At 32.5% G+C, this 13,982-nt stretch carries 9 protein-coding genes; 1 reads left to right on the top strand and 8 read right to left on the bottom strand.

Features of this window, described 5'->3' with window-relative positions; genetic code table 11:
- Positions 1 to 2: 2 nt before the first annotated feature.
- Positions 3 to 1,229 (top strand): MFS transporter, encoded by a 1,227-nt coding sequence (locus J3U24_RS07390; protein ID WP_065562608.1) that lies wholly within the window; start codon positions 3 to 5, stop codon positions 1,227 to 1,229.
- A 31-nt stretch (positions 1,230 to 1,260) separates the two neighbouring features.
- Here J3U24_RS07390 and J3U24_RS07385 read toward each other — a convergent pair whose 3' ends face one another.
- The 8 genes from J3U24_RS07385 to rplM form a co-directional block, all read right to left on the bottom strand.
- Positions 1,261 to 3,429 (bottom strand): extracellular solute-binding protein, encoded by a 2,169-nt coding sequence (locus J3U24_RS07385; protein WP_267337394.1) that lies wholly within the window; start codon positions 3,427 to 3,429, stop codon positions 1,261 to 1,263.
- 75 nt (positions 3,430 to 3,504) lie between these two features.
- Complete coding sequence (gene glnE / locus J3U24_RS07380) at positions 3,505 to 6,345, bottom strand: bifunctional [glutamate--ammonia ligase]-adenylyl-L-tyrosine phosphorylase/[glutamate--ammonia-ligase] adenylyltransferase (RefSeq protein WP_267337395.1); 2,841 nt, start codon at positions 6,343 to 6,345, stop codon at positions 3,505 to 3,507.
- 254 nt (positions 6,346 to 6,599) lie between these two features.
- Positions 6,600 to 9,056 (bottom strand): autotransporter outer membrane beta-barrel domain-containing protein, encoded by a 2,457-nt coding sequence (locus J3U24_RS07375; RefSeq protein WP_267337396.1) that lies wholly within the window; start codon positions 9,054 to 9,056, stop codon positions 6,600 to 6,602.
- Positions 9,057 to 10,415: 1,359 nt separating this feature from the next.
- Entirely contained in the window at positions 10,416 to 11,333 is a 918-nt protein-coding gene (locus J3U24_RS07370; RefSeq protein WP_267337397.1) for an inorganic triphosphatase, read from the bottom strand.
- A gap of 371 nt (positions 11,334 to 11,704) precedes the next feature.
- The gene (locus J3U24_RS07365) at positions 11,705 to 12,109 is read right to left on the bottom strand and encodes a ClpXP protease specificity-enhancing factor (RefSeq protein WP_267337398.1); all 405 of its coding nucleotides are present in this window, start codon (positions 12,107 to 12,109) and stop codon (positions 11,705 to 11,707) included.
- A 48-nt stretch (positions 12,110 to 12,157) separates the two neighbouring features.
- Positions 12,158 to 12,790, bottom strand: coding sequence for a glutathione S-transferase N-terminal domain-containing protein (locus J3U24_RS07360; protein ID WP_065562614.1), 633 nt, complete (start codon positions 12,788 to 12,790; stop codon positions 12,158 to 12,160).
- Between the two features lie 302 nt (positions 12,791 to 13,092).
- On the bottom strand, positions 13,093 to 13,485 hold the full coding sequence (gene rpsI / locus J3U24_RS07355) for a 30S ribosomal protein S9 (RefSeq protein WP_065561853.1): 393 nt from the start codon (positions 13,483 to 13,485) through the stop codon (positions 13,093 to 13,095).
- An 11-nt stretch (positions 13,486 to 13,496) separates the two neighbouring features.
- Positions 13,497 to 13,925, bottom strand: a complete 429-nt coding sequence (gene rplM / locus J3U24_RS07350; RefSeq protein ID WP_034901369.1) for a 50S ribosomal protein L13 — start codon at positions 13,923 to 13,925, stop codon at positions 13,497 to 13,499.
- Positions 13,926 to 13,982 lie beyond the last annotated feature (57 nt).

Raw genomic sequence — 13,982 nt, 5'->3', positions numbered from 1 at the left:
ATATGTTTAAAATACCACGTTTATTGGTAATGATGTTTTTACAATATTTTGTGCAAGGTGCATGGAATATGGTTATTGGGGCAGTACTTGCTGCTTATGGATTAAAAGAAATTGTTGGTTCGACTTATTCAGTTTTAGGAATCGCAACTATTATCTCTCCACTTTTCATTGGAATGATCGCTGATAGGTTCATTGCATCACAAAAAGTGATGGGCATATTACATATTCTCAATGCAGTTGTTTTATTTATCATTCCTAATTTTGTTGAAAGTGGCAATATTGCTGGCTTTTTAATCATGATTTTTATCGTTGGTTTATTATTTTATCCAACAACAGCATTAGCTAATAGCGTTAGTTTTAGGCATATAGATGGTGTGCGCTGGTTCCCAATTATTCGTGTATTTGGCACCATTGGTTTTATGATTGTAGGATTAATTCTTGGTTATACTGGTTTTTCTAGCTCCATTAACTCATTTTTACTTGCTTCTGGTGCATCTGTGGTTTATGGGATTTATTGTTTTACTTTACCTAACACACCACCTACAAGTCGAAATAAGAAATTCTCAATCCGTGATGCAATGTGTTTAGATGCATTATCACTTTTCAAAGATAAGTATTTCACTATTTTTATGCTATCTACTTTTGTCCTAATGATAACTAAAACTGCATATAGTGCTTATTTACCAGTATATTTACCTGTATTAGATTTAGAGCCTGCTTCAATGATGCAAATTGCTATCGCTACAGAAGTGTTATTTATGTTCCTTCTATCTTTCTTATTAGGTCGTTTTGGTTTCAAAAAAATCATTTTATTCGGCGCAATTTGTTGGGTAATTCGTAGCATGATGTTATCACTGGCCGCAACATCAGAAGATAATATGTTCTTCTATATTATTGGTACGCTATTGTTACAAGGTATTTGTTGGGACTTCTTCTTTACTGCTGGTGATATCTATGTTGATAAGAAAGCAGGTCCAGAAATTAAAGCGCAAGCTCAAGGGTTACGTTTTATTGTTTCTAATGGCTTTGGTGTATTTATGGCTGCGTCAGTATGTGGCTTTATCAATAACCGCGTTGTTACAGAGAAGACATTACCTAATGCTGGTCCACAATGGCAAGAGTTCTGGATCTATCCTGCGGTAGTTGCTGCAATTGTTGCTGTAGGTTTCTGGTATTTCTTTAAAGATAAAGATGTCATCATGGCACCTAAAAAAGTAGAATCAGATTAATTTCTTACTCTTACTTTAATATGGCTAATAATTATTTATTAGCCATACTTTTTTCTATCTCACTATTAATCATCTCTATGACTTGTTTTGAACTATATTGGTTAGTTATCCACTGTGTTAAATACTTTCCAATAATATTTTCAATCAGTCTTAAATTAATAGCACTACCTGTCATGCTATTTTCTCGAATGCCATTGGCATATTGTTGTTGCGCCACTGGTAACCATGGATAACTATTTATAATTCGATGATTTTGGAAAATAGTGTTTTGTGCGGTTGCTCCACCAAGTAATGCTATTTGTTCGCTGATTTCGTTGGAGTAAAGCCAATTAAAAAAGGTTTTTACTTGTTCATTTTTTTGACTATATTTTGACATACCAAGGGAACCTCCACCAAATAGTGATTTTTTTCCCGGTACTTTAGCGTATCCAACCAAAGGCAATATATTACGATGATTAATATAGCCAAATAAATTCATATAAACAATTAACATAGCTAGCTTGCCTTGTTCAAATAAATTTACTGATTCTTGCCACCAAGCTGATTGTATATTTTTGGCAACGCTAATGTATGATTGCAAATGATTTAAAGTAGTTCTAGCAATTGTGGTATTTAAACCAAATTTATTGCCATTAATTAGTTTTCCTCCTTGAGAATAATAGCGAACTAAAAATTCAGATGCGATAAGTTCATAATTACCGAGCGTAATACAACTACCGAACTCTACTGGGGATTCCGTATTTTGCTGTTGATTAAAAAAGGTCGCAATTTGATCGAACTCTTTGAAGTTTTTAGGGACATTAAGATGTTGTCGATATGCTTCAAAATAAGCACGCTTAATTAATGGATCATTAAATAAGTCTTTGCGATAAAAGAGCATTTGAACACTAGGATCAAAAGGAATAGCATAAGCAGAATTATCTACATAGCTAAAGCGTTCTACAATTTCTTGTGGATATTTTGCAAACAGTTGATTCAAGTTAATATCTAATTCTGATAAAGGTTTGAATATCGATGGTGCAAACCAAGGTAATCCAGCCATATCAATTCGTATAATATCAATTTGCTGATGTTGTTCAAATTGATTAAGAATATGATATATTTCGTCGAAAGGTTTTATAATTAAATTTACATCAATACCGCTCGTCTTTTGGAAATGTGGTAATAGTTTTTTTACCGCCTGCGTTGATGGGCTGGGTAAGATTAAAAAGTTAATAGTTTCTGAAGATTTAGTTATGTTTTCTGAATTCAAATCAGGCAATAATGAAAAACCTTTATTATCAAGATTGGTTGTGTTTTTGCCTTCTACTAGTTTGATAATTTGTTCACTTAATATGCCATAGTTCATATGGTATTGATAAATGTTATCTTCATAAAAAAAACTGTTATTGGTTAATGTATAAATGGGTGGGCAAGATTTTAAACTTCCAAAATAATTAGCATTACGAATAAAATGTGCCCGCTCCATATCCATGGTAATTAGCGCATCATAATTAACCTGTTCATCTTCAAAAAAACTAAAAGCTAAATTGTAGGTACCATTAGAAGGTTTAGATGCAATACTATTCAATGTCACATCATAATGATGCTTTTTGAACGTGTTTAGTAAACCTTTTTTGAAGTTTTTAGTATGAGTGTGATGCTCTGAATTACAAAATAAGCCAATTCTTCGATACGTTTTTTTGATTAATTCATTAGCAATCTCCCGTCCAGCTTTCTCATAATCAAGAGATATGAATTGCAATGCTGAGATAGGCTTTCGATAGACAAAGATAATTTTTTCTTTTGGTAATTTAATTTTTTGATAATAGGAGTTAGCATCTGATAATGAACTAACAACGATAACTGCATGATCACGTTTTACAGCTACCTTTTGGATTAATTGTAATTCCAGTTCTTTAGAGTCATAAGTTAAATAAAGCGAAAGCTCATAACCAAGTCGGTTGGCTTGACTAAACAGGCCATCATATAAATTAGTATATTGTTCGGAAGTGATATTTGGTAGTATAACCGAAATAGACTTATTTGAACCTTCTTTTAAAATTTTGGCAGATAAATTGATTTGATAACCTAATTGTTGAATCGCTTGTTCAACTAATTTGATTTTTTTTAAACTGACATTACCACGATCATTGAGTACATTTGAGACAGTACCATGAGATACACCAGCAAGTTTTGCTATGTCTTTGATCGTCGCCATTTGGTATTACACTCCATAAATTTTCACTTCAATCAAACCAACTTTATTAAACAATTATAAGTATATTAGAACTAATTAGTCTTTAAGCCATTTTAGCCAGCTTTGATTCACGATCTCTTTTTCTGATTTGAAACATGAGTCATCAACAATGCTCGGTAAGAGTTGCAACGATAATTGATGGATTTCATTTCGCATATCAATATAAGCTTTAGTGAGTTGCTGGGCTTCTAGGTTATCCATAATTTGATAGTTAGCTGCAAGCTCCAAGATCCGTACGTTGTCACTCCATGTGGTCATTTTAGGATATTGATGTGCATAGTTTAGTACTAGATATTGTGATAAGAATTCAATATCACCAATACCACCTGCATCTATTTTTAAATTAAATTGATGTGGCGCTGTTGTGCCTAAATGTGCCCGCATCTTTTCACGCATCTCTCGAACTTCAGTTTTTAATACTCTTTCTTCACGGTTTTTACATAAAACAGTATGCCTAATTTCATTAAAGCGTTTAATAAGTTCAATCTCACCATAAACGGCTCTTGCTCTAACTAATGCTTGATGTTCCCAAGTCCATGCCTCATTCATTTGGTAGTCATAAAATGCACTCAAACTACAAGCTAATAGTCCTGCATCCCCTTGTGGACGTAAGCGAACATCAACTTCATAAAGAATACCAAAGCTAGTACGTACATTGAATAAATGAATTATTCGTTGTACCAGTCGTAAATAAAACTGGCGGCTATCAATTTGTTTATCACCATCGGTTATACTATCAACAGGGCAGTCATGAAGAAATACGAGATCTAAATCTGATCCATATCCTAATTCCCAACCACCTAATTTACCATAAGCAATAATAACTAACCCTTTTTGATTATCGGTTAAATGTGCCGGCTTTCCATAACGAGCAATCATCTGATTCCACGCCATTTGAACAACAAAATCGAGAAGCGATTCTGCAACATATGTTAAATGATCACTTACTTTCATGGTATTTAATACATGTTCAACATCAGCAGCGGCTATATGTAGGAGTTGCATTTGTTTGAATTGTCTTAATGCCTCAAGTTGTTGTTCTTCATCATCAACCTGAATTCGAAGTAAGTATTGATAAAGTTCACTTTTATATTCATTAGGGGCAACAGTTTGATAAAGTGAGTGAATATCAATAAGCTCATCTAATAAGATTGGATAATGTGCAAGTTGCTCACTAATCATTGGTGAGGCACTACATAATCGAATTAGTTGTTTTAATGCCGTTGGGTATTCAAGCAGTAACTCTAAATAAGTTGTTCGGCTAACAATATTGACTAGTAACGGTAAAATTCGTGATAGTATTATTAATGCATGCTTATCATTACAAATTAATTCTAATAATTTTGGCATTAGCTGATCGAGGATTTCACGCCCTCTAACACCAATGGTCCGTTTACTGATATCATCACGAAATTGACAAAGCATTTGATAAAGCTGTTTGGCATCATCAGGTGAATAGTTCAATAGTACTGAAGTAACATCACTTAATTGTAAATCAGGCACCCAAAGGTCATTATAGTGATCGTTGTTCGTATTTTGTGTTGATTCAGTTGATTCATCACCAATAAGTTGATTAAATATTTGCCGAGTAAATTGCATTCTTTTAGTAAGTTCAGATACAAATTCATTCCAGCTTCTAAAATTCATGCCTATTGCTATACGTATTTGGTCTAATTCATCTTCTGGTAGTGTTTGTGTTTGTTCATCATGTATAGCCTGTAATAGGTTCTCACAACGACGTAGGAAGAAGTAATTTTCACGTAGAGCATCTACTTCATTAGCATTAAGTAGGGATTCTTGTTCTATCACTTGTAAAGCAGTCAATAAGGAACGTGTTTGTAGGCCAATCACACGTCCACCACGTATAAGTTGAAATACTTGTACGATGAATTCTATTTCTCGAATACCACCTGCACCAAGTTTAATATTGTTGGTTAGACCTCGACGACGAACTTCACGTTCAATCATGCCTTTCATGTTTCGCAATGATTGTAAGACACTAAAATCAATATAACGGCGGTATACAAATGGTTTTAACATTTGGTAAAGCTCTTTAGTGTATAAATCTTGTTGATCACCGAGTATTTTCGCTTTTACCATGGCGTAACGTTCCCAGTCTCTTCCTTGCTCTTGGTAGTAGTCTTCCATCGCTGAAAAACTTAAAACAAGTGGACCGCCATCACCTAGAGGACGTAAACGCATGTCAACTCGGTAGACAAAACCATCTTCAGTAATTTGATCTAAAGCTTTAATTAAACGCTGTCCTAAACGTGTGAAAAAGACGGCATTATCTAATTCGCGACGACCACCTTGTGTTTGCCCATGTTCAGGATAAGTAAAAATAAGGTCAATATCAGATGAAAAATTAAGTTCTCCTCCACCGAGTTTCCCCATCCCTAGAATAAGTAAAGGTTGCGCCTCTCCTTGCAAATTACAAGGGGTTCCCCACTCTTTACAACTAAGCTCATATAGCCAATCTCGTGCAGTGACAATAATCACCTCAGCTAGCTCAGTAAGTTGTAATAAAATTTGTTCATCGCTACTTGTTTGCGTTAATTGTGACCATTCAAGCCTTACTAAAATGTAGCGTCTGAATAATCTTAAAGTTTTCATTAGTTCCAACTCATCAAATACCGATGCTAACTTTTCATTTAACCATTGTTGATAGTAACTTCTTTCATCAGCTTGAGGAGGATTGTTAATAATGTCTGTCAACCAATCTGGAAACCGATAAAAAGCATCAACAATAAAATCACTTTGTACCAAAATATCAAGATTATTTTGTACTGCAATTGAATCACATTGTGATAATTGTGATGTGATTTTCTGTTTTTGCTCTGCAATTAATGGTGAAACTAGCGATATAGGCTGAGACATAATAAGCACTCACTTAAACTTGTTGATAAAATCACCTAATTAACTATTATAAATGACTTTTTAACTTCACATATCTTTTTATTAAACAAATTGTAAAAAAGAATATTGATATCATTTCAATAGTTGATTAGCTGATAATTAATGAAAACGATTTGAAAGACGAGTTGAGACTTGTTTATTGAATAAAGTGACTACGCAGAGTAGTCACTTTAAGTTAATGTCTATTTTTTAAATTAATAGATAGTCTCTAATTATTAGAAACTATAACGGTAACCTAAGTTAACTTGTTTTTGGTCAAATTTATTACCGAATGAATAAACAACATCTGTATAGATATGGTGTTGTTTGTTAAACTGAACATCTACACCAATACCGTTATCCCACCAATTGCCACCGAAATCATATTTTTCTTTTGCAACATGGTTAAAGACATAAGATGTTTCACCATCAAACTCTTTCACATAACCAGTTTTTAGGTATACATCAACTATATTATCATCTTGGGTAAAGCTGTTGCCTAGGACAATACTTGCTCTACCAAGTAATGAATTATAACTGTCCAATTTAGTTCTTAATCCATTGGTCGCATTGATGACTGCACTTCCTTGATGAGAATAAGTTAATTGAGCTTGAGGTTCAAAATACCAACCTTGATTTGGTAATGAATTGAAATAGAATCGTTGACCTAGTTCAGTCCCTATTGAAAAACCATTAGTATTACCATCACCTTTTACGAAATAACCCCCACCGGTACGAGTATTAAATTTATTCGACATTCTCATATATTTAATTAAACCGTCGATATAAAACCCTGATTGGTTTAGGTATGTGCCGTAAAGTGCTGCATAGTAGCCTTTAGTGTTTCCATCACCTACATGATGATCTATATTTCCTCGGCTTAAACCACCCATGATACCATAATAGATATCACCATTTGTATTTTCAACTTTTCGATCCACACCAAGTTGTAAGCCATAATAATCCATATCAAAATTCGATAAACGTTTATCGTTGAATGAACTTAATTTACCACCATAAATACGACCCCAAGCATCACCATCAGATGTTTCGCCTTGACGAAGTTTACCCATTCTTTGCATTAAAGTTTGTGTTTCAATGTAACTAATCAAGTAACTGGAGTTTAGAATATTTGCCGCATTTTGAGCTGTATTGGTTAAATTAGGCTTAGTTGGATTTACTGTTTTCTTTTGAGCTGATAATACCCAATCTTCTGAACCACTATTACGTTCATCAGTGACTTTAGTTAGAGTATTAAATTGGTATGCACCAATATCAACTGATGGTGAAGTCAAATTAAAATTAGCACCACCACCTTCAGTTTCAACTAAAGTAAGTTTTTCATTACCAGTAACTGCTGCTGAACCATTGTTGTCATCTCTAATTGAGATATTGTGATTACCAGTTGCTTGTGAAAAGCCAGTAATTTTGAGTAAATCATTAGCAAAACCACTACCGATGGAAGTGCGCAATTCAAATAGCCCATTTCCAGATAATGAATTTGCCGTTAAAGTCATGTTATTTGAACCATCAAGTATCGTATTTGATGTTGCATAATCATGACCAAAACTTACTTTGGCATAATTAGTTAACGTAAGGGAATCAACAGATGAACTATTAGTCATATTCCATTGGCTTTGACTACCATCTATCTTAACATTGATAGTACCTTTATTCGCAGATGAAGATGTATTATCAATTGAAGTTAATAATGTCGAGCCATCAGTTAAATCAAGATTAATCTGTCCTGAACTGGCTGCATAAATATCACCCTTAATATTCGATTTACCATTAACAGCTATTTCACCAGCAGTCGACTGTATTGCGTTATAATTGTTATAACTAGTTGAAACAATGTTATTAACATTTGAGCCACTATTAATGAATAATTTTCCTGCTTTTTGGTCCATGTAGACAGCGGTTCCATTAGCCGTTGTTACATCTAATCCATTATTAAATTTAATAACACTGTCTGCATTTGGGTTAGCACCAGCATATTCCTGGAACGCAACACCAGTCGAATTATTGCCACTCATATTAATCGTTACTTTTTCGTTAAAGTTTAGATTTATACCAAGTGAATCTGGTGCGTTATTCAGTAAGGATAAAATACCATAACTACCATTTCCTACTGACTGTATGTTAACTTCACCATTGAAGTTGCCTTCAGTTTTTGATGAATTTGAACCGTTATAAGCTCGAATTCCAATGAAACTGCCATTTGATGTACCGGTCCCTATTATAGTTACCTTTTTATCAAAATCAGCTTTCCCCCTATTAGCAAAATAAATACCGGTACCATCTTTAACATTTAGGCGAATGTCACTTAAAGCATTGACTTTCCCATTTGAAAGAACATGGATGTTACTTATTTTATTATAATTACCTGTTGCATTAGTTTGAATTACAAATTCATCCGTTCCGGTATCAATGGTTAAAGTTTTACCATTATATCCTGATTTAATACCGTAATCTTGGTTGCTAGTAATGTTGATATGAGGCGCAGCAACACCTGTTATATTTTGAATAATGATATCATCGGTTGAAGAAACGGCAATACCGCTATTAGTATGAGTTCCAATATTAGATGCATCAATAATAGTTAAAGCACTTGCAAGATGAGGTGTAACTAGACAAGTACCTAGTGTTAATTTGATCAAGAGATCAATTTTATTTAAATTACTTTTGAACACATAAACTCCATTTATTTGGTATTTACTAATCATTACATTGATTAACTTAAATCTTAACAAACCTAACAAAAGTTAACTTGTTGTTATTATTTATAAAATTTACCTAAAATAACAAAGTATCAAAAAAAATAGTTAATGTCTATATCGGTTATTTAATGATTTAACTAAATGTTCTTTTATTGTCTGACAATAAAAATTGTCGAATATAAATTTCGATAAAGTGTTAGTTTTTTTACTTTGAAATGAGGAGTTTTTGATTTGAGTTTGAAAGGCATAGATCTTGAATAAGTTTTCAAAATGATTATGTATTGGAAGCTAATTTATAAATCGCTTTACCAATACATATATACAACTTGTACTATTGTGTGATATTGATTCTATTTTTTTCTGAATAAAATAGCAGTTTGGTCATAATTCTAACCATTATAGAGCTTAGAATAAACACGATTCCTATAATGGTCCATGTATAACATAATGAAAAATTATTGGATAATCTATAATATATTTCTAAATATTCATGAAGAGAAACTGATACCATAATAATTATTGTTACCAATATGCAGTTGAAGATGAATATACTTATCGTACTAAATATAAGCTTTTTTAAGTTTAAAACTTCTGTTACACCTGTAAAACATTTTCTTAACAAAAAATAGCCGATCAAATTAGTAATTAATAAAAATATAGCTAATCCAACTATATTAATAATAATACCTGTAAAACTGAAATGTACACCATCAAATAAAATAATGGGAAAAAACAGGCTGTTAAAATAACAATTATAAAGCGAAATGAATACTCCAAGATGTAACCGCTGACTCTCTGATTGAGTTAATTCGTTACTGTCATGAATAAAATTTCTATTCAACAATCTAATACTAAAATAAGTCCATAGTGTTACAAAAATATAAATAGTTATTATCTTAATAAAATTAATAAGCTCATTATGTAGAGAAAAATAACTATCCATGAAAAGGTAATTAATTTTAGATTCAACCCATGAATTAATACTGTTGTAAAGAAACCATCGCCCTGCAATATCCATTGATGTAATTAATATAGCAACAAGTAACGTATTAGTAATATTTCTCGAATTGACCTGATTAATTGAATATTTATAAAATAATACTATGGAAAATACAAATACAACAATTGAGCTTGGTATTTGGTAATAGAAGTTGATTAATACTTGCTTAGTTAAATTTTTAATAAGTTGATTACTTGTCATATTTGACAGTAAAAAATAATCATCAAATCCAGTGAAATAGACAACAATATATAAAATATTAAATAACCAATAAAATAAAACTAATAATAGTGGTAATTTAAAAAAAGTCCTTTCCAATTTCATTTTGATACCTATATTTTATTTATTTCTGAAATTAGCCTAAGTTTGAATTTTGTGTTTACCTCGCTATAAGCAAAATTTTTAATCGAGTTAATACATTGCATTGCCATTTGCCACTGCTGAAATTCTGGCTCAATTTCAAAATTCTTATTTATTAATATTTCATTTATTTGAATAAGTAGCTGTTTATAATAAGTTAAATCGTTATTTTCTAAAGCATATTCTTCATTTTGTTGCCAAAAGTTTAGTAGGCTTGGCAAATCCCGCTCTATTTGTGGAGAATAAACGCTAGGAGTAAGAGGTACATTGAGAAATAAGCGATATCCTCGCGAAGCCTTACTCTGAGAAAACAGATGTAAGCTAAAGCGACTTAATTCAATCGCAAAGTTGATCAAATCTTGTTTATTACCCTGTTTTATCTCGAGCTCAACTTCTTGTATTGGTTTAGATTGTCCGTTTGAGGTAATGTTGCCTATATCTAAAGCAACTTCTATTTCACTATTGGCAAATGATATCAACCAAGTTTGACGTTTAAAATTAGTCGTAAAAAGTGGATTTAACTGGATTAAACCATCAGGTAATGCCTCTTTGGGCAGCACACTTAAATCTAATTTGTCATTAGGTAAAGGCCGATTAATTTCAATTCGTTCGTGTAAGCCACTCACAGAATTACCCTTTGATTTGACGGTAATTTCATAACACTTATTTTGGCCATCTTCAGTACTTCGAATACGCAAACCACAACCATTTTGTCTCAATAAATGATCTTCGGTATCATAATAAGTATTAGTTAATTTTAGTTGATTGGTTAAATTTTTTTGTGATGAAAATTCTGCTTCATCACAATAAACCCATTGATTTAAATAACTTTGTAAGTGTTCTATATCACTTTGATTGATTTGAAACTTTAATTCAATTTCGTTACTCATTTGTCTGTTTTCATTATTTATTTTGCCATATGATATACCGATTAGGCTAACAAATATAGGCTATCATCAACTATAATATGATTAAAGCTATAGCGACATTCGGGATGATAAATAAACAAGATAAAATAATTAATACTTTATAGGTAAAAGTGTATAGAAAAAGCAGTAGAAAAGTGGAATTATATAAATTAATTAACTAAACACTTTTTTATAAAACTTATTCTTAATTTTAAACATCACAAGATAACAATCTTGTTTAAATTGTGTGATTTAGGTTAGCTAGTTTTAGCATGGGTATTCCAATAGGTAGGAAGATATCCTATTTATTAGCTAAACTTTAAATAGGATAATAAAAAAATAATTAAGAATAGCTATTTAACAACCCTAAAAGGATTTGCTGGTTTAACATTTTCGGATTGCTTAGTTGCACTTTGTCTTAAGGCTTTGTAGTATGGTTCATCTTCAAACCCCATCCCTACTCCGTTTTCACGAGCATAAATAGCTTCAATAGCAGCCATTGGCACAACAATATGTTGAGGAACACCAGAAAATCTAGCATTAAATTCAATTTGATCATTATTGGCCAAATACTGTCCTACCGATTGGGGTGCAATATTGAGTACTATCTGATTATCCTTCACAAACTCTTGTGGAACTAATACACCATCAATAGACGTATTCACCACAACATAAGGAGTTAAATCATTATCTAAAATCCAGTCATAAAATGCCCTAAATATATAAGGGCGTCGAGGAGTCATGTCATCAAGTTCCATAACGGCTACCTTGTTTAATTGCTAATCTGTCATTAGATAAAATAAATTTTAAGCTCTAATCTTTCTTTCATCTTCAGTTAAAGAATTTATAAAAGCAGGTCGTTCAAATACACGTGCCATATAAGAAAGATAGTTTTTCTCTGCAACTTTTGGCAATTCAATACCAATCAATGGTAAACGCCATAGTAAAGGAGCAAAATAGCAATCACACAAAGTAAAATCATCACTCATAAAGTAATCTTTTTCTTTGAACATGACAGAAATAGAAACTAAGTCATCAAGTAAGTTTTTACGAGCCTCTTTAGCTTTACTACTATCAGGATCTTTTAAGATCGTTTCGTAGGCGCTATACCATTCTTTTTTAATGCGATACATTGTTAAGCGGGAATTAGCTCTAACAATTGGGTATACCGGCATTAATGGCGGGTGAGGAAAACGTTCATCTAAATACTCTAATGCAATATGTGTTTCATAAAGAGTTAGATCACGATCGATTAAGGTAGGGATTGAACCATACGGATTAAGATCCAATAATTCTTGAGGTAAAGTATTTGATGTAACAAACTCGATCTCAGCTGTTACCCCTTTTTCTGCCAGCACAAAACGAATCTGATGGCCGTAAATGTCAGTTGTATCACAAAATAATGTCATCACAGAACGTTTATTAACAGCAACAACCATGTTCACTCCAAATATGCGAAATTTTAATTAAGTTTTAATATGGTTACTATTCTAGCAAATTGGATAACAAATTTGTTAAAAAAAATATATTTTCTTTTTGTTTTTTCGACAAATTGTCATTTTTGAATGTTTATTAATTTCAATAAAGTAAGAGCAAGATAACAAAGATTATTATTATCCATTTGAATTAATTATAATTTAATAAAAATAGAATAAATATTATTACAGCTTGTTTAAAATTATATAGCGATAAAAAAAACCCAGCATAGGCTGGGTTTCGAAACAAATTTGTAACGTTGCAATTAACGTTTGCTGAATTGTGGACGACGACGTGCTTTGCGTAGACCCACTTTTTTACGTTCAACTTGACGTGCATCACGAGTAACAAAGCCCGCTTGACGTAATGAAGAGCGTAAAGTTTCATCATATTCCATTAATGCACGAGTAATACCGTGACGAATCGCACCCGCTTGACCTGAAATACCACCACCTTTAACTGTGATGTAAAGATCAAGTTTGTCAGTCATTTCAACTAACTCTAAAGGTTGCATAACAACCATACGAGCAGTATCACGACCAAAGTATTGCTCTAATGAACGTTTGTTAATAATGATATTTCCACTACCTGGTTTAATAAACACGCGAGCAGCAGAACTTTTGCGGCGACCTGTACCGTAATATTGATTATCAGCCATCTTCTATCCCCTTAAATATCTAATACTTGCGGTTGTTGTGCCGCATGATTGTGCTCACTACCAGCATAAACTTTTAGTTTACGGTACATTGCACGACCAAGAGGACCTTTCGGTAACATGCCTTTTACAGCAATTTCGATGACTTGTTCAGGATGACGTTCAATCATTTCTTTAAAAGTCGCTTCTTTAAGTCCACCGATGTAACCAGTATGACGATAATAGATTTTATCAGTGCGTTTTTTGCCTGTTACAGCAACTTTTTCTGCATTGATAACGATAATATAGTCACCTGTATCAACATGTGGTGTATATTCTGCTTTGTGTTTACCACGCAAACGGCTTGCGATTTCAGTAGCTAAACGACCTAACGTTTTACCTGCTGCATCTACAACATACCAGTCGCGTTTAACTGTTTCTGGTTTAGCTGAAAAAGTACTCATTTGTATTTATCCAAATTTTAATTAATCTCACGTTAATAAATCATTTGATTTATTTAC

The sequence above is a fragment of the Gilliamella sp. B2785 genome, assembly GCF_026537005.1.
Classification (GTDB): Bacteria; Pseudomonadota; Gammaproteobacteria; order Enterobacterales; family Orbaceae; genus Gilliamella; species Gilliamella apicola_E.
The sequence above is the reverse complement of the archived record's forward strand: the minus strand, read 5'-3'. Positions and strand labels throughout refer to the sequence as shown.

Excerpts from the sequence above, each read along its gene's own strand:
- J3U24_RS07360 (WP_065562614.1), bottom strand. The coding sequence starts at position 12,790 with ATGGTTGTTGCTGTTAATAAACGTTCTGTGATGACATTATTTTGTGAT.
- J3U24_RS07370 (WP_267337397.1), bottom strand. The coding sequence starts at position 11,333 with ATGAGTAACGAAATTGAATTAAAGTTTCAAATCAATCAAAGTGATATA.
- rpsI (WP_065561853.1), bottom strand. The coding sequence starts at position 13,485 with ATGGCTGATAATCAATATTACGGTACAGGTCGCCGCAAAAGTTCTGCT.
- rplM (WP_034901369.1), bottom strand. The coding sequence starts at position 13,925 with ATGAGTACTTTTTCAGCTAAACCAGAAACAGTTAAACGCGACTGGTAT.
- glnE (WP_267337395.1), bottom strand. The coding sequence starts at position 6,345 with ATGTCTCAGCCTATATCGCTAGTTTCACCATTAATTGCAGAGCAAAAA.
- J3U24_RS07385 (WP_267337394.1), bottom strand. The coding sequence starts at position 3,429 with ATGGCGACGATCAAAGACATAGCAAAACTTGCTGGTGTATCTCATGGT.
- J3U24_RS07390 (WP_065562608.1), top strand. The coding sequence starts at position 3 with ATGTTTAAAATACCACGTTTATTGGTAATGATGTTTTTACAATATTTT.
- J3U24_RS07365 (WP_267337398.1), bottom strand. The coding sequence starts at position 12,109 with ATGGAACTTGATGACATGACTCCTCGACGCCCTTATATATTTAGGGCA.